The 16706-nt window shown below is 57.4% G+C and carries 30 protein-coding genes; all 30 read right to left on the bottom strand.

Features of this window, described 5'->3' with window-relative positions; all coding sequences use genetic code 11:
• Window positions 1–9: 9 nt before the first annotated feature.
• Window positions 10–1458: a catalase gene (locus IB229_RS19835; RefSeq protein ID WP_192331666.1), complete on the bottom strand. Its 1449-nt coding sequence runs from the start codon at window positions 1456–1458 to the stop codon at window positions 10–12.
• Window positions 1459–1633: 175 nt separating this feature from the next.
• On the bottom strand, window positions 1634–2023 hold the full coding sequence (gene rplQ / locus IB229_RS19830; protein ID WP_187807862.1) for a 50S ribosomal protein L17: 390 nt from the start codon (window positions 2021–2023) through the stop codon (window positions 1634–1636).
• 43 nt (window positions 2024–2066) lie between these two features.
• A complete protein-coding gene (locus IB229_RS19825) occupies window positions 2067–3068 on the bottom strand; it encodes a DNA-directed RNA polymerase subunit alpha (RefSeq protein WP_192331665.1) in 1002 nt (333 codons plus the stop codon).
• 22 nt (window positions 3069–3090) lie between these two features.
• Complete coding sequence (rpsD, locus tag IB229_RS19820; protein ID WP_192331664.1) at window positions 3091–3711, bottom strand: 30S ribosomal protein S4; 621 nt, start codon at window positions 3709–3711, stop codon at window positions 3091–3093.
• 16 nt (window positions 3712–3727) lie between these two features.
• Window positions 3728–4117 carry a 30S ribosomal protein S11 gene (gene rpsK / locus IB229_RS19815; RefSeq protein WP_021702690.1) on the bottom strand — a complete coding sequence of 130 codons (390 nt, stop codon included), beginning with the start codon at window positions 4115–4117 and terminating at the stop codon, window positions 3728–3730.
• A 30-nt stretch (window positions 4118–4147) separates the two neighbouring features.
• Complete coding sequence (rpsM, locus tag IB229_RS19810) at window positions 4148–4504, bottom strand: 30S ribosomal protein S13 (RefSeq protein WP_192331663.1); 357 nt, start codon at window positions 4502–4504, stop codon at window positions 4148–4150.
• Window positions 4505–4637: 133 nt separating this feature from the next.
• The gene (gene rpmJ, locus IB229_RS19805) at window positions 4638–4754 is read right to left on the bottom strand and encodes a 50S ribosomal protein L36 (protein WP_002555468.1); all 117 of its coding nucleotides are present in this window, start codon (window positions 4752–4754) and stop codon (window positions 4638–4640) included.
• A 31-nt stretch (window positions 4755–4785) separates the two neighbouring features.
• Window positions 4786–6114: a preprotein translocase subunit SecY gene (gene secY, locus IB229_RS19800; RefSeq protein ID WP_192331662.1), complete on the bottom strand. Its 1329-nt coding sequence runs from the start codon at window positions 6112–6114 to the stop codon at window positions 4786–4788.
• Window positions 6115–6549: a 50S ribosomal protein L15 gene (gene rplO / locus IB229_RS19795; RefSeq protein WP_192331661.1), complete on the bottom strand. Its 435-nt coding sequence runs from the start codon at window positions 6547–6549 to the stop codon at window positions 6115–6117.
• A gap of 3 nt (window positions 6550–6552) precedes the next feature.
• Window positions 6553–6729, bottom strand: coding sequence for a 50S ribosomal protein L30 (rpmD, locus tag IB229_RS19790; protein ID WP_192331660.1), 177 nt, complete (start codon window positions 6727–6729; stop codon window positions 6553–6555).
• 2 nt (window positions 6730–6731) lie between these two features.
• Window positions 6732–7259: a 30S ribosomal protein S5 gene (gene rpsE / locus IB229_RS19785; RefSeq protein ID WP_192331659.1), complete on the bottom strand. Its 528-nt coding sequence runs from the start codon at window positions 7257–7259 to the stop codon at window positions 6732–6734.
• A 3-nt stretch (window positions 7260–7262) separates the two neighbouring features.
• Window positions 7263–7613: a 50S ribosomal protein L18 gene (gene rplR, locus IB229_RS19780; protein ID WP_192331658.1), complete on the bottom strand. Its 351-nt coding sequence runs from the start codon at window positions 7611–7613 to the stop codon at window positions 7263–7265.
• 10 nt (window positions 7614–7623) lie between these two features.
• Entirely contained in the window at window positions 7624–8157 is a 534-nt protein-coding gene (gene rplF, locus IB229_RS19775; RefSeq protein WP_192331657.1) for a 50S ribosomal protein L6, read from the bottom strand.
• A 12-nt stretch (window positions 8158–8169) separates the two neighbouring features.
• The gene (gene rpsH / locus IB229_RS19770; protein WP_192331656.1) at window positions 8170–8562 is read right to left on the bottom strand and encodes a 30S ribosomal protein S8; all 393 of its coding nucleotides are present in this window, start codon (window positions 8560–8562) and stop codon (window positions 8170–8172) included.
• Between the two features lie 177 nt (window positions 8563–8739).
• Complete coding sequence (rpsN, locus tag IB229_RS19765; protein ID WP_192331655.1) at window positions 8740–9045, bottom strand: 30S ribosomal protein S14; 306 nt, start codon at window positions 9043–9045, stop codon at window positions 8740–8742.
• A gap of 14 nt (window positions 9046–9059) precedes the next feature.
• A complete protein-coding gene (gene rplE, locus IB229_RS19760; protein ID WP_192331654.1) occupies window positions 9060–9599 on the bottom strand; it encodes a 50S ribosomal protein L5 in 540 nt (179 codons plus the stop codon).
• A 19-nt stretch (window positions 9600–9618) separates the two neighbouring features.
• The gene (gene rplX / locus IB229_RS19755) at window positions 9619–9933 is read right to left on the bottom strand and encodes a 50S ribosomal protein L24 (protein WP_068829019.1); all 315 of its coding nucleotides are present in this window, start codon (window positions 9931–9933) and stop codon (window positions 9619–9621) included.
• Between the two features lie 12 nt (window positions 9934–9945).
• On the bottom strand, window positions 9946–10314 hold the full coding sequence (gene rplN / locus IB229_RS19750) for a 50S ribosomal protein L14 (protein ID WP_183088807.1): 369 nt from the start codon (window positions 10312–10314) through the stop codon (window positions 9946–9948).
• 23 nt (window positions 10315–10337) lie between these two features.
• Entirely contained in the window at window positions 10338–10604 is a 267-nt protein-coding gene (rpsQ, locus tag IB229_RS19745) for a 30S ribosomal protein S17 (protein ID WP_192331653.1), read from the bottom strand.
• Window positions 10605–10606: 2 nt separating this feature from the next.
• Window positions 10607–10798 carry a 50S ribosomal protein L29 gene (gene rpmC, locus IB229_RS19740; protein ID WP_016490538.1) on the bottom strand — a complete coding sequence of 64 codons (192 nt, stop codon included), beginning with the start codon at window positions 10796–10798 and terminating at the stop codon, window positions 10607–10609.
• Window positions 10798–11211 (bottom strand): 50S ribosomal protein L16, encoded by a 414-nt coding sequence (gene rplP, locus IB229_RS19735; protein ID WP_187807877.1) that lies wholly within the window; start codon window positions 11209–11211, stop codon window positions 10798–10800. Before rplP ends, rpmC begins: the two co-directional genes overlap by 1 nt.
• A 12-nt stretch (window positions 11212–11223) precedes the next feature.
• Window positions 11224–11910 carry a 30S ribosomal protein S3 gene (rpsC, locus tag IB229_RS19730; protein ID WP_192331652.1) on the bottom strand — a complete coding sequence of 229 codons (687 nt, stop codon included), beginning with the start codon at window positions 11908–11910 and terminating at the stop codon, window positions 11224–11226.
• Window positions 11911–11923: 13 nt separating this feature from the next.
• Complete coding sequence (gene rplV, locus IB229_RS19725; protein WP_003210077.1) at window positions 11924–12256, bottom strand: 50S ribosomal protein L22; 333 nt, start codon at window positions 12254–12256, stop codon at window positions 11924–11926.
• Between the two features lie 11 nt (window positions 12257–12267).
• A complete protein-coding gene (gene rpsS, locus IB229_RS19720; RefSeq protein WP_119892015.1) occupies window positions 12268–12543 on the bottom strand; it encodes a 30S ribosomal protein S19 in 276 nt (91 codons plus the stop codon).
• A 16-nt stretch (window positions 12544–12559) separates the two neighbouring features.
• On the bottom strand, window positions 12560–13381 hold the full coding sequence (gene rplB / locus IB229_RS19715; RefSeq protein ID WP_192331651.1) for a 50S ribosomal protein L2: 822 nt from the start codon (window positions 13379–13381) through the stop codon (window positions 12560–12562).
• 14 nt (window positions 13382–13395) lie between these two features.
• Window positions 13396–13698, bottom strand: a complete 303-nt coding sequence (gene rplW, locus IB229_RS19710; protein WP_192331650.1) for a 50S ribosomal protein L23 — start codon at window positions 13696–13698, stop codon at window positions 13396–13398.
• Entirely contained in the window at window positions 13695–14297 is a 603-nt protein-coding gene (gene rplD, locus IB229_RS19705) for a 50S ribosomal protein L4 (RefSeq protein ID WP_192331649.1), read from the bottom strand. The genes rplW and rplD overlap by 4 nt, the downstream gene beginning before the upstream one ends.
• 14 nt (window positions 14298–14311) lie before the next feature.
• The gene (gene rplC, locus IB229_RS19700; RefSeq protein WP_192331648.1) at window positions 14312–14947 is read right to left on the bottom strand and encodes a 50S ribosomal protein L3; all 636 of its coding nucleotides are present in this window, start codon (window positions 14945–14947) and stop codon (window positions 14312–14314) included.
• A gap of 82 nt (window positions 14948–15029) precedes the next feature.
• Window positions 15030–15341 carry a 30S ribosomal protein S10 gene (gene rpsJ / locus IB229_RS19695; RefSeq protein ID WP_003186070.1) on the bottom strand — a complete coding sequence of 104 codons (312 nt, stop codon included), beginning with the start codon at window positions 15339–15341 and terminating at the stop codon, window positions 15030–15032.
• 154 nt (window positions 15342–15495) lie between these two features.
• Complete coding sequence (gene tuf / locus IB229_RS19690) at window positions 15496–16689, bottom strand: elongation factor Tu (RefSeq protein ID WP_192331638.1); 1194 nt, start codon at window positions 16687–16689, stop codon at window positions 15496–15498.
• Window positions 16690–16706 lie beyond the last annotated feature (17 nt).

The raw sequence follows: 16706 nt of genomic DNA, 5'->3' as shown, positions 1-16706 counted from the left end.
CTGGTGCAATCAGCCCAACTGCAGGCCCAGGCCGCTGGCCACACCCGCACCATAGGCCGGATCAGCCTTGAGGAAGTGCTGGATCTGCCGTTCCTGCACGTCGCGGCTCACCGACTGCATGGCACCGACGATATTGCTGATCAGCAAAGCCTGCTGCTCGGCAGTCATCAGGCGGAACAGCGCACCGGCCTGGCTGTAGTAGTCGCCATCGATACGGTGATCGTAACGATCCGCCGCACCGCTTAGGCCGAGCGCCGGCTCGCGGTATTCAGGTGCCTGTTTCGGCGCGTTGGCGTAGCTGTTCGGCTCGTAGTTCGGCGCCGCCCCACCATTGCCATCGAAACGCATCGAGCCGTCGCGCTGGTAGTTGTAGGTAGGCACGCGAGGCGCGTTGACCGGCAACTGCTGGTGATTGGTCCCAACGCGGTAGCGGTGCGCATCGGCGTAGGCGAACACGCGCCCCTGCAGCATGCGATCCGGCGACAGGCCGACGCCTGGCACCAGGTTGCTCGGTGCGAACGCCGCCTGTTCGACCTCGGCGAAGTAGTTCAACGGGTTGCGGTTCAGCTCCAGCTCACCGACTTCGATCAGCGGATACTCCTTCTGCGACCAGGTTTTGGTCACGTCGAAAGGGTTCTCGTGGTGCGTCTCGGCCTGCGCTTCGGACATGATCTGCACGCAGACACGCCATTTCGGGAAATCACCGCGCTCGATGGCATCGAACAGGTCGCGCTGAGCGTAGTCCGGGTCTGTACCCGCCAGGCGTGCCGCTTCTGCCGGTGCAAGGTTCCGGATGCCCTGCTTGGACTTGTAGTGCCACTTGACCCAGTGCCGCTCGCCAGCCCCATTGATCAGGCTGAAGGTGTGGCTGCCGAAACCGTGCATGAAGCGGTAGCCATCCGGGATGCCGCGGTCGGAGAACAGGATCGTCACCTGGTGCAGCGCCTCGGGCGACAGCGACCAGAAATCCCACATCGCCTGCGGGCTTTTCAGGTTGCTCTGCGGCAGGCGTTTCTGGGTGTGGATGAAGTCGGGGAACTTCAGCGGATCGCGGATGAAGAAGACCGGCGTATTGTTACCGACGACGTCCCAGTTGCCCTCTTCGGTGTAGAACTTCAGGGCGAAACCCCGCGGGTCACGCTCGGTGTCTGCCGAGCCGCGCTCACCGCCGACGGTGGAGAAACGCAGGAATACCGGCGTCTGCTTGCCCACCGTGTCGAACAGCTTGGCGTGGCTATAGGCGCTGATGTCGCGGGTCACGGTGAAGGTGCCATAAGCGCCCGAGCCCTTGGCGTGCACGCGGCGCTCCGGGATGACTTCGCGGTTGAAATGCGCCAGCTTCTCCACCAGGTGGAAATCATCCAGCAACAGCGGGCCGCGTGGGCCGGCGCTACGTGAGTTCTGGTTGTCGGCCACAGGTGCTCCACTGGCCGTGGTCAACATCTTCTTATCGCTCATCAACTACTCTCCTCTGGCTTGATAGCGCAGCCTTCTTGCGGCTTGGGGGGGAGTATCGACGGCCACCGAGCAACAAACAAATTCATAGATTGTTATTGATCGATAGTATTTAACTAATGATGCAGGCACAAAAAACCGGGCACTTGGCCCGGTTCTTCGCAGACCCAGAAGGGTCTTACTCGGCAGCTTCTACCGCTTCACCAGCGACCTGACGGTCAACCAGTTCGACGTAAGCCATCGGAGCATTGTCGCCAGCGCGGAAACCGCACTTGAGGATACGCAGGTAACCGCCCTGACGGGTGGCGTAGCGCTTGCCCAGATCGTTGAACAGCTTGCCAACGATGGCTTTCGAACGAGTACGGTCGAAGGCCAGACGACGGTTAGCAACGCTGTCTTCTTTAGCCAGAGTGATCAGCGGCTCAGCAACGCGACGCAGTTCTTTGGCTTTCGGCAGAGTAGTTTTGATCAGCTCGTGCTCGAACAGCGAAACCGCCATGTTCTGGAACATGGCCTTGCGGTGGGCGCTGGTGCGGCTGAGGTGACGGCCACTTTTACGATGACGCATGGTTAAATTCCTTACCAAACTTCAAGTTCGGTGATCAGGACGATCAGGCAGTCGCCTTATCGTCTTTTTTCAGGCTTGCCGGCGGCCAGTTGTCGAGGCGCATGCCGAGGGACAGACCACGGGAGGCCAGGACGTCCTTGATCTCGGTCAGGGACTTCTTGCCCAGGTTCGGAGTCTTCAACAGCTCTACTTCGGTACGCTGAATCAGGTCGCCGATGTAGTAGATGTTCTCCGCCTTCAGGCAGTTGGCCGAACGAACGGTCAGTTCAAGGTCGTCTACCGGACGCAACAGGATCGGATCGATCTCGTCTTCCTGTTCAACCACGACCGGCTCGCTGTCGCCCTTGAGGTCGACGAACGCGGCCAGCTGCTGTTGCAGGATGGTCGCAGCGCGGCGAATGGCCTCTTCAGGATCCAGAGTACCGTTGGTTTCCAGGTCGATGACCAGTTTGTCCAGGTTGGTACGCTGTTCGACGCGGGCGTTCTCGACCACGTAGGCAATCCGGCGGACCGGGCTGAACGAGGAGTCCAGCTGCAGACGGCCGATGCTACGGCTTTCGTCTTCATCGCTCTGACGGGCATCAGCCGGCTCGTAGCCACGGCCACGACGCACGGTGAGTTTCATGTTCAGAGCGCCGTTGGACGCCAGGTTGGCGATTACGTGGTCGCCGTTGACGATCTCGACATCGTGATCCAGCTGAATATCGGCAGCAGTGACCACACCCGAGCCCTTTTTGGCCAGAGTCAGGGTGACTTCGTCACGACCGTGCAGCTTGATAGCCAGACCTTTCAGGTTCAGCAGGATTTCAATTACGTCTTCCTGCACACCTTCGATCGCGCTGTACTCATGGAGTACACCGTCGATCTCGGCCTCGACTACTGCACAGCCAGGCATGGAGGACAACAGGATGCGACGCAGCGCGTTGCCCAGGGTATGGCCAAAACCACGCTCGAGAGGCTCGAGAGTGATCTTGGCGCGGGTCGAACTGACCACCTGAACGTCGATATGACGGGGGGTCAGGAACTCATTTACCGAAATCTGCATGGATGCACCTATTTTCTAGCCCTTACTTGGAGTAGAGCTCGACAATCAGGCTTTCGTTGATGTCGGCGGACAGATCACTGCGAGCCGGAACGTTTTTGAACACGCCCGATTTCTTCTCAGTGTCTACCTCGACCCACTCAACGCGACCGCGCTGTGCGCACAGCTCGAGAGCTTGCACGATGCGCAGCTGGTTCTTCGCCTTTTCGCGAACTGCCACGACGTCACCAGCTTTAACCTGGTAAGACGGGACGTTCACGGTCGAACCGTTCACGGTGATCGCTTTGTGCGATACCAGCTGACGGGATTCGGCACGGGTAGCACCAAAGCCCATACGGTAAATCACGTTATCCAGACGGCACTCGAGCAGTTGCAGGAGGTTTTCGCCGGTAGCGCCTTTACGGCTGGCAGCCAGTTTGTAGTAACCGCTGAACTGACGCTCCAGAACACCGTAGATACGGCGAACTTTCTGCTTTTCACGCAGCTGGGTACCGTAGTCGGACTGACGGCCACGACGAGCGCCGTGTTGGCCAGGAGCCGCTTCGAGTTTGCATTTGGAGTCGAGCGCGCGCGAACCACTCTTCAGGAAGAGATCGGTGCCTTCACGACGAGACAGTTTGCATTTGGGACCAATGTAACGAGCCATTCTTCACTGTCTCCTATTACACGCGACGCTTCTTCGGCGGACGGCACCCGTTATGCGGGATTGGCGTCACGTCGGTGATGCTGGCGATTTTGTAGCCGCAGGCGTTCAGAGCGCGCACAGCGGATTCGCGACCAGGACCCGGACCCTTGACGTTGACGTCGAGGTTCTTCAGGCCGTATTCCAGCGCAGCCTGACCAGCACGCTCAGCAGCCACCTGGGCAGCGAACGGGGTGGATTTACGGGAGCCGCGGAAACCGGAACCACCGGAGGTAGCCCAGGACAGGGCGTTACCTTGGCGATCGGTAATGGTCACGATGGTGTTGTTGAAAGACGCGTGGATGTGGGCGATCCCATCAACCACTGTCTTTTTGACTTTCTTACGAGTACGAGCAGCTGGCTTAGCCATGACTTATATCCTGTCGATTCGCGGGCGCAATTACTTGCGGATCGGCTTACGCGGGCCCTTACGGGTACGCGCGTTGGTCTTGGTACGCTGACCGCGGACCGGGAGGCCACGACGGTGACGCAGACCGCGGTAGCAGCCCAGGTCCATCAGACGTTTGATTTTCATGTTGATTTCGCGGCGCAGGTCACCCTCGGTGTTTACCTTGGCAACTTCGCCACGCAGCTGCTCGATCTGCTCGTCAGAGAGATCTTTGATCTTCGCCGCCGGATTTACGCCGGTGGCTGCACAGATTTTCTGTGCAGTGGTGCGACCAACACCGTAGATGTAGGTCAGCGAGATAACAGTGTGCTTGTTATCCGGAATGTTGACGCCTGCAATACGGGCCATTCAGTGAAACTCCAATTGACAGCTACCCACGCCCTGGAAGCCAAGAAATAGGGCGCGCGATATTAGCGCTGTAATAACAAAGAATCAACCCGGCAGCACACTAGCTGCCGGGCTCATTACGCGTAGATCACACTCAGCCTTGGCGCTGCTTGTGACGCGGCTCTGCGCTGCAGATCACGCGAACAACACCTTCGCGGCGAATGATCTTGCAGTTACGGCACAGCTTCTTGACCGATGCACGAACTTTCATCAGTAACTCCTAGAACCTTACGGGAACAGTGTCAGCGGAGCATTCCGCCGCCATAGCCCTTCAGGTTGGCTTTCTTCATCAGGGATTCGTACTGGTGCGAAACGAGGTGCGACTGAACTTGAGACATAAAGTCCATCACCACCACGACCACGATCAGCAACGAGGTCCCGCCAAGGTAGAACGGTACGTTAGCTGCAACCTGCAGGAACTGCGGCAACAGGCAAACAGCCGTCATGTACAGAGCACCGAACATGGTCAAGCGAGTCAGTACGCCATCGATATAGCGCGCGGACTGCTCACCGGGACGGATGCCCGGAATAAAGGCACCGGACTTCTTAAGGTTTTCCGCTACATCTTTCGGGTTGAACATCAGCGCCGTATAGAAGAAGCAGAAGAAAATGATCCCTGCGCTAAACAGCAAGATGTTCAACGGCTGACCCGGGCCAATGGCCTGGGAAATATCCTTCAGCCAATCCATACCTTCAGACTGACCGAACCAAGTACCCAGCGAAGCCGGGAACAGCAGGATACTGCTGGCGAAAATGGCCGGGATCACGCCCGCCATGTTCACCTTCAGCGGCAGGTGGCTGGTCTGCGCAGCGAAGACCTTGCGGCCCTGCTGACGCTTGGCGTAGTGCACCGCAATGCGACGCTGGCCACGCTCAATGAACACCACGAAACCGATGATCGCTACAGCCAAGAGACCGATAGCCATCAGAGCGAAGATGTTGATATCGCCCTGCCGAGCAGACTCGAAAGACTGCCCAATGGCACTCGGCAGACCAGCCACAATGCCGGCGAAGATCAGCATGGAGATGCCGTTACCGACACCTCGCTCGGTGATCTGCTCGCCCAGCCACATCATGAACATGGCACCGGCCACGAAGGTCGTTACCGCCACGAAGTGGAAGCTGAAGTCAGCCGCGAAGGCCACACCCTGACTGGCAAGGCCGACGGACATGCCGACGGCCTGAACAATTGCCAGCACCAGGGTGCCGTAGCGGGTGTACTGGCTGATCTTGCGACGGCCAGACTCCCCTTCCTTTTTCAACTGTTCCAGCTGCGGGCTGACGACGGTCATCAGCTGCATGATGATCGATGCCGAGATGTACGGCATGATCCCCAGTGCAAAGATGCTCATCCGCTCCAGCGCGCCGCCGGAAAACATGTTGAACAGGCTAAGAATGGTCCCCTCGTTCTGTCGAAACAGGTCGGCCAGCCGGTCAGGGTTTATTCCGGGAACCGGAATGTGCGCACCGATCCGATAGACGATGATCGCCAGGAACAGAAAACGCAGCCGAGCCCACAGCTCGGACAACCCGCCATTGCTGAGCGCGGAGAGAGCACCTTGCTTAGCCATTTAGTCCTCGAACTTGCCGCCAGCTGCTTCGATAGCCGCGCGCGCACCCTTGGTGGCGGCGATACCTTTCAGGGTTACCGCACGACCAACTTCACCGGACAGCATGACTTTCACGCGCTGTACGTTTTGGTTGATCAGATTGGCATCCTTGAGCGACTGCAGAGAGACGATGTCGCCTTCCACTTTGGCCAGCTCGGAAGTGCGCACTTCTGCGCGATCCATGGCTTTCAGGGAAACGAAACCGAACTTCGGCAGACGGCGGTGCAACGGCTGTTGACCACCCTCAAAACCCGGAGCGATGGTGCCACCGGAGCGGGAGGTCTGACCTTTGTGGCCGCGGCCACCGGTCTTGCCCAAACCACTACCGATACCACGACCCGGACGATGCTTCTCGCGACGGGAACCCGGCGCAGGACTCAGATCATTGAGTTTCATCGATTAACCCTCGACGCGCAGCATGTAGTAAGCCTTGTTGATCATCCCGCGATTCTCGGGAGTATCCTGGACTTCTACAGTGTGACCGATGCGACGCAGACCCAGACCCTTAACGCACAGTTTGTGGCTAGGGATACGGCCCGACACGCTCTTGACCAGTGTTACTTTGACGGTAGCCATGATCAACGGATCTCCTCAACGCTCTTGCCGCGCTTGGCAGCAATGGACTGAGGCGACTGCATGGCCTTCAAACCTTTGAAAGTGGCATGAACCACGTTCACCGGGTTGGTGGAGCCATAGCACTTGGCCAGAACGTTCTGCACACCAGCAACCTCGAGGACAGCGCGCATAGCGCCGCCAGCGATGATGCCAGTACCTTCAGAAGCCGGCTTCATGAACACGTGGGACGCGCCATGAACTGCCTTCATCTCGTACTGCAGGGTGGTGCCGTTCAGGTCAACCTGAATCATGTTGCGGCGCGCAGCTTCCATCGCTTTCTGGATGGCAGCAGGCACTTCGCGGGACTTGCCACGACCGAAGCCCACACGACCATTACCATCACCCACCACGGTCAACGCGGTAAAAGTGAAGATACGACCGCCCTTGACGGTCTTGGCAACGCGGTTAACCTGAACCAGCTTCTCGGTGTAGCCATCGCTCTGGGCATCGTCCCGATTACCGCGATCGCGCTTTTGCTCGTTATTTGCCATAACTTAGAACTCCAGCCCGCCTTCACGAGCAGCATCAGCCAGCGCTTTCACACGGCCGTGGTACTTGAAGCCAGAACGGTCGAACGCAACCTGAGTCACGCCAGCGGCTTTCGCACGCTCAGCAACCAGTTGGCCTACCTTTTTGGCCGCGTCGACGTTGCCGGTGGCACTGTCACGCAGTTCTTTGTCCAAAGTCGAGGCGCTGGCCAAAACCTTGGCGCCGTCGGCCGCAATGACCTGGGCGTAGATGTGCTGGGAAGAGCGGTACACGCAGAGGCGTACGGTTTCCAGCTCGCGCATTTTCAGGCGTGCCTTGCGAGCGCGACGCAGACGAGTTTCTTTCTTTACGCTCATTTGCTATGCCCTACTTCTTCTTAGCTTCTTTACGACGGACGACTTCGTCGGCGTAACGCACACCCTTACCTTTGTAAGGCTCCGGCGGACGGAAGTCACGGATCTCAGCAGCTACCTGACCAACCAGCTGTTTATCGATGCCCTTGATCAGGATATCGGTTTGGCTAGGAGTTTCAGCGGTAACGCCCTGAGGCAGTTCGTAATCCACCGGATGCGAGAAGCCGAGAGCAAGGTTCAGCACCTGGCCTTTAGCTTGGGCCTTGTAGCCCACACCAACCAACTGGAGCTTGCGCTCGAAGCCTTGGCTGACGCCAATGACCATGTTGTTGACCAGTGCGCGGGTGGTACCGGCCATGGCACGGTTCTGCTGATCGCCATTACGCGCAGCAAAACGCAGCTCACCAGATTCCTGGATCACTTCCACGGACGAATGTACGTTCAGTTCCAGAGCACCCTTGGCACCCTTAACCGAAAGCTGCTGACCAGCGAGTTTGACCTCGACACCTGCCGGCAACTTGACGGGGTTCTTAGCAACGCGAGACATGCCTATCCCCCCTTAGAACACAGTGCAAAGCACTTCGCCGCCGACACCGGCAGCGCGCGCAGCGCGATCCGTCATCACACCTTTATTGGTGGAGACGATGGATACGCCGAGGCCGCCGCGAACTTTCGGCAACTGGTCGGCAGGCTTGTACTGGCGAAGGCCAGGACGGCTTACGCGCTTCACTTCCTCGATGACCGGACGGCCTTCGAAGTACTTCAGCTCGATGGACAGCTGCGGCTTAACTTCGCTGCTGATCTGATAACCCGCAATATAACCTTCGTTCTTCAGAACCTGGGCTACAGCCACCTTCAGCTTGGAAGACGGCATGCTTACGACGGACTTTTCAGCCATCTGGGCATTACGGATACGAGTTAGCATGTCCGCTAACGGGTCCTGCATACTCATGGGCTAGATGCTCCTAAACAAAAAGAACAGCCTTACGGCTGGAACCATCCCGAACCGGCATGCGAATGCCAGGCTCTGGAGAGCCGGACATTCTAGAGACCGATCAAAAATGAATCAAGCCCCAAAAGGGGCTTGATTCAGATAAACGACAAAGCCGGCGCTAGGCCGGCTTTGTTTTTACCAGCTGGCTTTCACCAGGCCTGGTACATCACCGCGCATTGCTGCTTCACGCAGCTTGTTACGGCCGAGGCCGAACTTGCGGTATACGCCGTGTGGACGGCCGGTGATGCGGCAACGGTTACGCAGGCGGCTGGCGCTGGCGTCACGCGGTTGCTTTTGCAGGGCTACCTGGGCTTCCCAACGCTGCTCCGCAGTGGAGTTAGGGTTGGCAATAGTAGCTTTCAGCTCAGCACGCTTTTTGGCGTACTTGGCTACCGTTTGCTGACGCTTCAGCTCGCGGTTTTTCATGCTCGTTTTGGCCATGATCCAAACTCCAATCAGTTGCGGAACGGGAAGTTGAAAGCACGCAGCAGAGCGCGACCTTCATCATCCGTACGGGCGGTGGTAGTCAGGGTGATGTCCAGACCACGCAGCGCATCGATCTTGTCGTAATCGATTTCCGGGAAGATGATCTGCTCTTTGACGCCCATGCTGTAGTTGCCACGACCGTCGAAGGACTTGGCATTCAGGCCGCGGAAGTCACGCACGCGCGGCAGGGAGATCGCGAGCAGGCGATCCAGGAATTCGTACATACGATCGCGACGCAGGGTCACCTTGACACCGATCGGCCAACCTTCACGAACCTTGAAGCCTGCAATCGACTTGCGGGCGTAGGTCACGACGGCTTTTTGACCGGTGATCTTTTCCAGGTCAGCAACAGCGTGCTCGATGATTTTCTTGTCACCGATCGCTTCGCCGATACCCATGTTCAGGGTGATCTTGGTAACGCGCGGAACTTCCATCACGTTGCCCAGCTGCAGCTCTTCCTTCAGCTTGGGCGCGATTTGGTTCCGGTAAATCTCTTTCAGTCGTGCCATGGTGTTTTACCTATGATTCTCAAGCGCCAACCGGCTTTTGGGTGGACTTGAAGACACGAATTTTCTTGCCGTCTTCGACTTTGAAACCAACGCGGTCAGCCTTGTTGGTTTCGCTGTTGAAAATGGCGACGTTAGAGACGTGCAGAGGCGCCTCTTTCTCGACGATACCGCCTTGAGCACCCAGCATCGGGTTCGGCTTGGTATGGCGCTTCACCAGGTTGATCCCACCAACGACCAGACGGTCGTCAGCGAGAACCTTGAGCACCTTGCCACGCTTACCTTTGTCTTTGCCGGCGATCACGATGATCTCGTCGTCACGACGAATCTTTTGCATGACGGCTTCTCCTTACAGCACTTCGGGGGCGAGCGAGACGATCTTCATGAACTTCTCAGTACGAAGTTCACGAGTCACTGGCCCGAAGATACGGGTGCCGATCGGCTCTTGCTTGGTGTTCAGCAGAACAGCAGCGTTGCCATCAAAGCGGATGATCGAGCCATCAGGGCGACGAACGCCGTGACGGGTGCGGACCACGACAGCGGTCATCACCTGGCCTTTCTTCACTTTACCGCGCGGAATTGCTTCCTTCACGGTGACCTTGATGATATCGCCAATACCGGCATAACGACGGTGCGAACCACCAAGGACCTTGATGCACATAACGCGACGAGCACCGCTGTTGTCAGCGACGTCGAGCATGGATTGAGTCTGAATCATATAATTTCTCCGACCCCTAGTCCTTAGACTTCCACGGCACGTTCGACGACTTCGACCAGAGCCCAAGACTTGGTCTTGGCCAGCGGACGGGTCTCACGAATGGTGACCTTGTCGCCGATCTTGCACTGGTTGCTTTCGTCGTGGGCGTGCAGCTTGGTCGAACGCTTCACGTATTTGCCGTAGATCGGGTGCTTAACGCGACGCTCGATCAGAACGGTAATGGTCTTGTCCATCTTGTCGCTGACGACGCGGCCAGTCAGCGTGCGGACGGTTTTCTCAGCTTCAGCCATGATTACTTACCTGCCTGCTGGTTGAGCACAGTCTTCACGCGAGCAATATCGCGCTTCACTTGCGAGAGCAGGTGAGACTGCCCCAACTGACCAGTCGCTTTCTGCATACGCAGATTGAACTGATCGCGCAGCAGACCGAGCAGTTGCTCGTTCAGCTGCTGAACCGATTTTTCACGAAGTTCATTCGCTTTCATCACATCACCGTCCGCTTAACAAAGGAGGTGGCGAGGGGCAGCTTTGCAGCAGCCAGGGCGAATGCCTCACGCGCCAGCTCTTCTGGAACACCTTCGATCTCGTACAGCACCTTGCCCGGTTGGATTTGTGCCACCCAGTACTCAACGCCACCCTTACCTTTACCCATACGAACTTCGAGGGGCTTTTTGGTTACAGGTTTGTCCGGGAACACACGGATCCAGATTTTACCGCCACGCTTAACGTGACGAGTCAGGGCACGACGAGCAGCCTCGATCTGACGGGCAGTCAGGCGACCACGTGCAACAGCTTTCAGGGCGAATTCGCCGAAGCTGACTTTGCTACCGCGCTGAGCCAGACCACGGTTGTGGCCAGTCATCTGCTTGCGGAATTTTGTACGCTTGGGTTGCAGCATTTTGCGTACTCCTTACTTGGCAGCTTTTTTACGAGGAGCGGGCGCTTGCGGCTTCAGCTCTTCAGTGCGGCCACCAATGACCTCACCCTTGAAGATCCAAACCTTCACACCAATCACACCGTAAGTGGTGTGCGCTTCGTAAGTGGCGTAATCGATATCGGCACGCAGGGTGTGCAGAGGCACACGACCTTCGCGATACCACTCGGTACGAGCGATTTCTGCACCGCCAAGACGACCGCTCACCTGGATCTTGATGCCCTTGGCACCAATACGCATGGCGTTCTGTACGGCACGTTTCATGGCGCGGCGGAACATCACACGACGCTCCAGCTGCTGAGCAACGCTTTGTGCTACGAGCAGACCGTCGAGCTCCGGCTTGCGGATCTCTTCGATGTTGATGTGCACCGGCACACCCATTTGCTTGGTCAGGTCCTGACGCAGCTTCTCAACATCCTCACCTTTCTTGCCGATCACGATGCCGGGACGAGCGGTGTGGATGGTGATGCGTGCAGTCTGAGCCGGACGAGCGATGTCGATACGGCTTACGGACGCGCTTTTTAGTTTGTCTTGGAGATACTCACGAACCTTGAGGTCGGCAAACAGATAATCAGCGTATTGACGCTTGTCTGCGTACCAAACGGAGGTGTGCTCCTTGACGATTCCCAGGCGAATGCCAGTGGGATGTACTTTCTGACCCATCTGATCGACTCCGTTACTTGTCCGCAACCTTGACAGTGATATGGCAAGACCGCTTGACGATGCGATCAGCGCGGCCTTTGGCACGCGGCATGATGCGCTTCAGCGAACGCCCTTCGTTGACGAAAACGGTGCTGACCTTCAGGTCATCAACGTCTGCGCCTTCGTTGTGCTCGGCGTTGGCTACGGCCGACTCCAGCACTTTCTTGATGATCTCGGCGGCTTTCTTACTGCTGAAAGCCAGGAGGTTGAGCGCTTCGCCCACCTTCTTCCCGCGGATCTGGTCGGCGACCAAGCGGGCTTTCTGGGCGGAGATGCGAGCGCCCGACAACTTAGCGGCTACTTCCATTTCCCTACCCCTTAACGCTTGGCTTTCTTGTCCGCCACGTGCCCACGATAAGTGCGGGTACCAGCGAACTCGCCGAGTTTATGGCCGACCATGTCTTCGTTAATCAAAACCGGGACATGTTGACGACCGTTATGCACAGCAATGGTCAGACCGACCATTTGCGGCAGGATCATGGAACGGCGCGACCAGGTTTTAACCGGCTTGCGATCGTTCTTTTCCACCGCCACTTCGACCTTCTTCAGTAGGTGAAGATCGATAAAAGGACCTTTTTTCAGAGAACGCGGCACTGTCGTATCCCTCTAGTTACTTGCGACGACGGACGATCATGTTGTCGGTGCGTTTGTTACCACGAGTCTTCGCGCCCTTAGTCGGGAAGCCCCATGGAGACACCGGATGACGGCCACCAGAGGTACGACCTTCACCACCACCATGTGGGTGGTCTACCGGGTTCATCGCCACGCCGCGAACGGTCGGGCGAACACCACGCCAACGTTTGGCACCAGCTTTACCCAGCGAACGCAGGCTGTGCTCGGAGTTCGAGACCTCGCCCAGGGTCGCGCGGCATTCGGCCAGCACTTTACGCATTTCGCCGGAACGCAGACGCAGGGTCACGTAAGCGCCTTCACGAGCGACCAGCTGAGCCGAAGCACCAGCGGAACGAGCGATCTGAGCACCTTTGCCCGGCTTCAGCTCGACACCATGAATGGTCGAACCCAGCGGAATGTTACGCAGCGGCAGGCTGTTGCCAGCTTTGATCGGTGCAGCAGCACCAGAGATCAGCTGGTCGCCAGCGCTCACGCCTTTTGGAGCGATGATGTAACGACGCTCACCATCGGCATATTTCAGCAGAGCGATGTGCGCGGTACGGTTCGGGTCATATTCCACGCGCTCAACGATGGCTGGAATGCCATCCTTGTTGCGACGGAAGTCGACCAGACGGTAATGCTGCTTGTGACCACCACCGATGTGACGAGTGGTGATACGACCGTTGTTGTTACGGCCGCCAGTCTTCGACTTCTTCTCGAGCAGCGGAGCATAAGGAGCGCCTTTGTGCAGCTCCTGATTGACCACCTTGACCACGAAACGGCGGCCTGCGGAAGTCGGTTTGCATTTAACGATTGCCATGATGCACCCCTACCTTACTCAGCACTGCTGGTAGTGAAATCGAGATCCTGGCCCGGCTGAAGAGCGATGTACGCCTTCTTCCAGTCGTTACGCTTGCCCAGACCGCGAGCAGTGCGCTTGGTCTTGCCCTGAACATTCAGGGTGTTGACGGCGGCAACTTTCACGCTGAACAGGCTTTCGACGGCCTTCTTGATTTCCAGCTTGGTTGCATCAGTAGCAACCTTGAAAACGAATTGGCTCTTGCCATCTGCCAGCACGGTGGCTTTCTCGGAGATATGCGGGCCAACCAGCACTTTGAATACGCGTTCCTGGTTCATCCCAGCAGCTCCTCGAATTTCTTCACGGCGGACACGGTGATCAACACCTTGTCGTAGGCGATCAGGCTGACCGGGTCGGAACCCTGAACGTCACGTACGTCGACGTGCGGCAGGTTGCGCGCAGCCAGGTACAGATTCTGATCGACAGCCTCGGACACGATCAGAACGTCGTTCAGACCCATGCCAGTCAGCTTGTCCAGGAGAACCTTGGTTTTCGGTGCATCAACAGCGAAATCTTCCACGACAACCAGACGATCCAGACGCACCAGCTCGGAGAGGATCGAGCGCAGAGCGGCGCGATACATCTTCTTGTTGAGCTTCTGATCATGGTTCTGCGGGCGAGCAGCGAAGGTCACACCACCGCCACGCCAGATCGGACCACGAGTAGTACCGGCACGAGCACGACCAGTACCTTTCTGACGCCACGGGCGCTTACCGCCACCGGACACGTCGGAACGGGTCTTCTGCTGCTTGCTGCCCTGACGGCCGCCAGCCATGTAAGCGACAACGGCCTGGTGAACCAGAGTCTCGTTGTACTCGCTACCGAAGGTTGCTTCGGAGACTTCGATCGCCTGAGCGTTATTTACATTCAATTGCATCTCAGCATCTCCCCTTAACCGCGAGCCTTGGCAGCCGGACGCACAACCAGGTTGCCGCCAGTAGCGCCAGGAACGGCACCCTTGACGAGCAGCAGATTGCGTTCAGCGTCGACGCGCACAACTTCCAGGGACTGCACGGTCACGCGCTCAGCGCCCATATGACCGGACATTTTTTTGCCCTTGAATACACGACCAGGAGTCTGGCACTGGCCGATGGAGCCCGGGGCGCGGTGAGAGACGGAGTTACCGTGAGTGTTGTCTTGGCCACGGAAGTTCCAGCGCTTGATGGTACCGGCGTAGCCTTTACCCTTGGATTCGCCAGTGACATCCACCAGCTGACCAGCCTGGAACAACTCTGCGGTGATCTGATCGCCAGCCTGGTATTCGCCTTCTTCAAGACGGAATTCCCAGACACCGCGACCAGCAGCGACATTTGCCTTGGCAAAGTGGCCAGCCTGAGCCTTGGTTACGCGGGAAGCACGACGCTCACCAACGGTAACCTGCACAGCGCGATAGCCGTCGCTTTCTTCATTTTTGAATTGAGTGACGCGATTCGGCTCGATCTCAATGACCGTAACCGGAATGGAGACACCTTCTTCGGTGAAAATGCGGGTCATGCCGCACTTACGACCGACTACACCAATAGTCATGTTGTAACCTCATGAGTGTACGGGGCTTTCACCCGCTATGGCCGCCCATTTCAGAGCGTTACACGACTAAAACCCCAAGGTTTTAGCCGAGGCTGATCTGCACTTCCACGCCAGCCGCAAGATCAAGCTTCATCAGCGCGTCAACGGTTTTATCCGTCGGCTGGACGATGTCCAGAACACGCTTATGAGTGCGAATCTCATACTGATCGCGCGCGTCTTTGTTGACGTGCGGAGAGACCAGTACAGTGAAACGCTCCTTGCGAGTAGGCAGAGGAATAGGACCACGCACCTGAGCACCAGTACGTTTCGCGGTTTCCACGATTTCCTGGGTGGATTGATCGATCAGGCGATGGTCAAAAGCCTTCAACCGAATACGGATTTGTTGGTTTTGCATTTTGACCTCAGACTCTATCTCTGCTATCCCCAACGGACGGACTACGCCCGTTAAAAGGAGGCGTGATTGTACGGATGCACCCAGGGAGTGTCAACGCCCACACCAGAAAACAGAAAAGGCCCCGAAGGGCCTTTTCTTTTAACGCGATCTTCGATTACTCGACGATCTTGGCAACCACGCCGGCGCCAACGGTACGGCCGCCTTCGCGAATCGCGAAACGCAGGCCGTCTTCCATGGCGATCGGCTTGATCAGGGTGACAACCATTTTCACGTTGTCGCCCGGCATTACCATCTCAACGCCTTCCGGCAGTTCGCACGAACCGGTCACGTCAGTGGTACGGAAGTAGAACTGCGGACGGTAGCCTTTGAAGAACGGAGTGTGACGACCACCCTCTTCTTTGGACAGAACGTACACTTCAGCTTCGAACTTGGTGTGCGGCTTGATGGTGCCCGGCTTGGCCAGAACCTGACCACGCTCTACGTCGTCACGCTTGGTGCCGCGCAGCAGTACACCGCAGTTCTCGCCAGCACGACCTTCGTCGAGCAGCTTGCGGAACATTTCAACGCCGGTGCAGGTGGTCTTGGTGGTGTCACGCAGACCAACGATTTCGATTTCTTCCTGGATCTTGACGATACCGCGCTCTACACGACCGGTAACTACAGTACCGCGGCCGGAGATCGAGAAAACGTCTTCAATCGGCATCAGGAACGGCTTATCGATGGCACGAACCGGCTCTGGAATGTAGCTATCCAGAGTTTCAACCAGCTTCTTCACAGCGCTGGTGCCCATTTCGTTGTCGTCTTGGCCGTTCAGAGCCATCAGAGCGGAACCGATGATGATCGGAGTGTCGTCGCCCGGGAAGTCGTAGGTGGACAGCAGGTCACGAACTTCCATCTCGACCAGTTCCAGCAGCTCGGCGTCGTCAACCATGTCAGCCTTGTTCAGGAAGACAACGATGTACGGAACACCTACCTGACGGGACAGCAGGATGTGCTCGCGAGTCTGCGGCATCGGGCCGTCAGCAGCGGAGCAAACCAGGATCGCGCCGTCCATCTGGGCAGCACCAGTGATCATGTTCTTCACATAGTCAGCGTGACCCGGGCAGTCAACGTGCGCGTAGTGACGAACAGAGGAGTCGTACTCTACGTGAGCGGTGTTGATGGTGATACCGCGAGCTTTTTCTTCCGGGGCGCTATCGATCTTGTCGAAGTCGACACGGGCGCTACCGAATACTTCGGAGCAAACGCGGGTCAGAGCAGCGGTCAGAGTGGTTTTACCGTGGTCAACGTGACCGATGGTGCCTACGTTGACGTGCGGTTTGTTACGTTCGAACTTTTCTTTAGCCACGACAGTGAACCTCTTGC

This window comes from Pseudomonas sp. PDM14 (genome assembly GCF_014851905.1).
Taxonomy (GTDB): domain Bacteria; phylum Pseudomonadota; class Gammaproteobacteria; order Pseudomonadales; family Pseudomonadaceae; genus Aquipseudomonas.
The sequence above is the reverse complement of the archived record's forward strand: the minus strand, read 5'-3'. Positions and strand labels throughout refer to the sequence as shown.

What these genes read in the sequence shown, in the direction of transcription:
- IB229_RS19835 (WP_192331666.1), bottom strand. Translation starts at nt 1,458, where the DNA reads ATGAGCGATAAGAAGATGTTGACCACGGCCAGTGGAGCACCTGTGGCC.
- rplQ (WP_187807862.1), bottom strand. Translation starts at nt 2,023, where the DNA reads ATGCGTCATCGTAAAAGTGGCCGTCACCTCAGCCGCACCAGCGCCCAC.
- IB229_RS19825 (WP_192331665.1), bottom strand. Translation starts at nt 3,068, where the DNA reads ATGCAGATTTCGGTAAATGAGTTCCTGACCCCCCGTCATATCGACGTT.
- rpsD (WP_192331664.1), bottom strand. Translation starts at nt 3,711, where the DNA reads ATGGCTCGTTACATTGGTCCCAAATGCAAACTGTCTCGTCGTGAAGGC.
- rpsK (WP_021702690.1), bottom strand. Translation starts at nt 4,117, where the DNA reads ATGGCTAAGCCAGCTGCTCGTACTCGTAAGAAAGTCAAAAAGACAGTG.
- rpsM (WP_192331663.1), bottom strand. Translation starts at nt 4,504, where the DNA reads ATGGCCCGTATTGCAGGCGTCAACATTCCGGATAACAAGCACACTGTT.
- rpmJ (WP_002555468.1), bottom strand. Translation starts at nt 4,754, where the DNA reads ATGAAAGTTCGTGCATCGGTCAAGAAGCTGTGCCGTAACTGCAAGATC.
- secY (WP_192331662.1), bottom strand. Translation starts at nt 6,114, where the DNA reads ATGGCTAAGCAAGGTGCTCTCTCCGCGCTCAGCAATGGCGGGTTGTCC.
- rplO (WP_192331661.1), bottom strand. Translation starts at nt 6,549, where the DNA reads ATGAAACTCAATGATCTGAGTCCTGCGCCGGGTTCCCGTCGCGAGAAG.
- rpmD (WP_192331660.1), bottom strand. Translation starts at nt 6,729, where the DNA reads ATGGCTACCGTCAAAGTAACACTGGTCAAGAGCGTGTCGGGCCGTATC.
- rpsE (WP_192331659.1), bottom strand. Translation starts at nt 7,259, where the DNA reads ATGGCAAATAACGAGCAAAAGCGCGATCGCGGTAATCGGGACGATGCC.
- rplR (WP_192331658.1), bottom strand. Translation starts at nt 7,613, where the DNA reads ATGAGCGTAAAGAAAGAAACTCGTCTGCGTCGCGCTCGCAAGGCACGC.
- rplF (WP_192331657.1), bottom strand. Translation starts at nt 8,157, where the DNA reads ATGTCTCGCGTTGCTAAGAACCCCGTCAAGTTGCCGGCAGGTGTCGAG.
- rpsH (WP_192331656.1), bottom strand. Translation starts at nt 8,562, where the DNA reads ATGAGTATGCAGGACCCGTTAGCGGACATGCTAACTCGTATCCGTAAT.
- rpsN (WP_192331655.1), bottom strand. Translation starts at nt 9,045, where the DNA reads ATGGCCAAAACGAGCATGAAAAACCGCGAGCTGAAGCGTCAGCAAACG.
- rplE (WP_192331654.1), bottom strand. Translation starts at nt 9,599, where the DNA reads ATGGCACGACTGAAAGAGATTTACCGGAACCAAATCGCGCCCAAGCTG.
- rplX (WP_068829019.1), bottom strand. Translation starts at nt 9,933, where the DNA reads ATGCAAAAGATTCGTCGTGACGACGAGATCATCGTGATCGCCGGCAAA.
- rplN (WP_183088807.1), bottom strand. Translation starts at nt 10,314, where the DNA reads ATGATTCAGACTCAATCCATGCTCGACGTCGCTGACAACAGCGGTGCT.
- rpsQ (WP_192331653.1), bottom strand. Translation starts at nt 10,604, where the DNA reads ATGGCTGAAGCTGAGAAAACCGTCCGCACGCTGACTGGCCGCGTCGTC.
- rpmC (WP_016490538.1), bottom strand. Translation starts at nt 10,798, where the DNA reads ATGAAAGCGAATGAACTTCGTGAAAAATCGGTTCAGCAGCTGAACGAG.
- rplP (WP_187807877.1), bottom strand. Translation starts at nt 11,211, where the DNA reads ATGCTGCAACCCAAGCGTACAAAATTCCGCAAGCAGATGACTGGCCAC.
- rpsC (WP_192331652.1), bottom strand. Translation starts at nt 11,910, where the DNA reads ATGGGTCAGAAAGTACATCCCACTGGCATTCGCCTGGGAATCGTCAAG.
- rplV (WP_003210077.1), bottom strand. Translation starts at nt 12,256, where the DNA reads ATGGAAGTAGCCGCTAAGTTGTCGGGCGCTCGCATCTCCGCCCAGAAA.
- rplB (WP_192331651.1), bottom strand. Translation starts at nt 13,381, where the DNA reads ATGGCAATCGTTAAATGCAAACCGACTTCCGCAGGCCGCCGTTTCGTG.
- rplW (WP_192331650.1), bottom strand. Translation starts at nt 13,698, where the DNA reads ATGAACCAGGAACGCGTATTCAAAGTGCTGGTTGGCCCGCATATCTCC.
- rplD (WP_192331649.1), bottom strand. Translation starts at nt 14,297, where the DNA reads ATGCAATTGAATGTAAATAACGCTCAGGCGATCGAAGTCTCCGAAGCA.
- rplC (WP_192331648.1), bottom strand. Translation starts at nt 14,947, where the DNA reads ATGACTATTGGTGTAGTCGGTCGTAAGTGCGGCATGACCCGCATTTTC.
- rpsJ (WP_003186070.1), bottom strand. Translation starts at nt 15,341, where the DNA reads ATGCAAAACCAACAAATCCGTATTCGGTTGAAGGCTTTTGACCATCGC.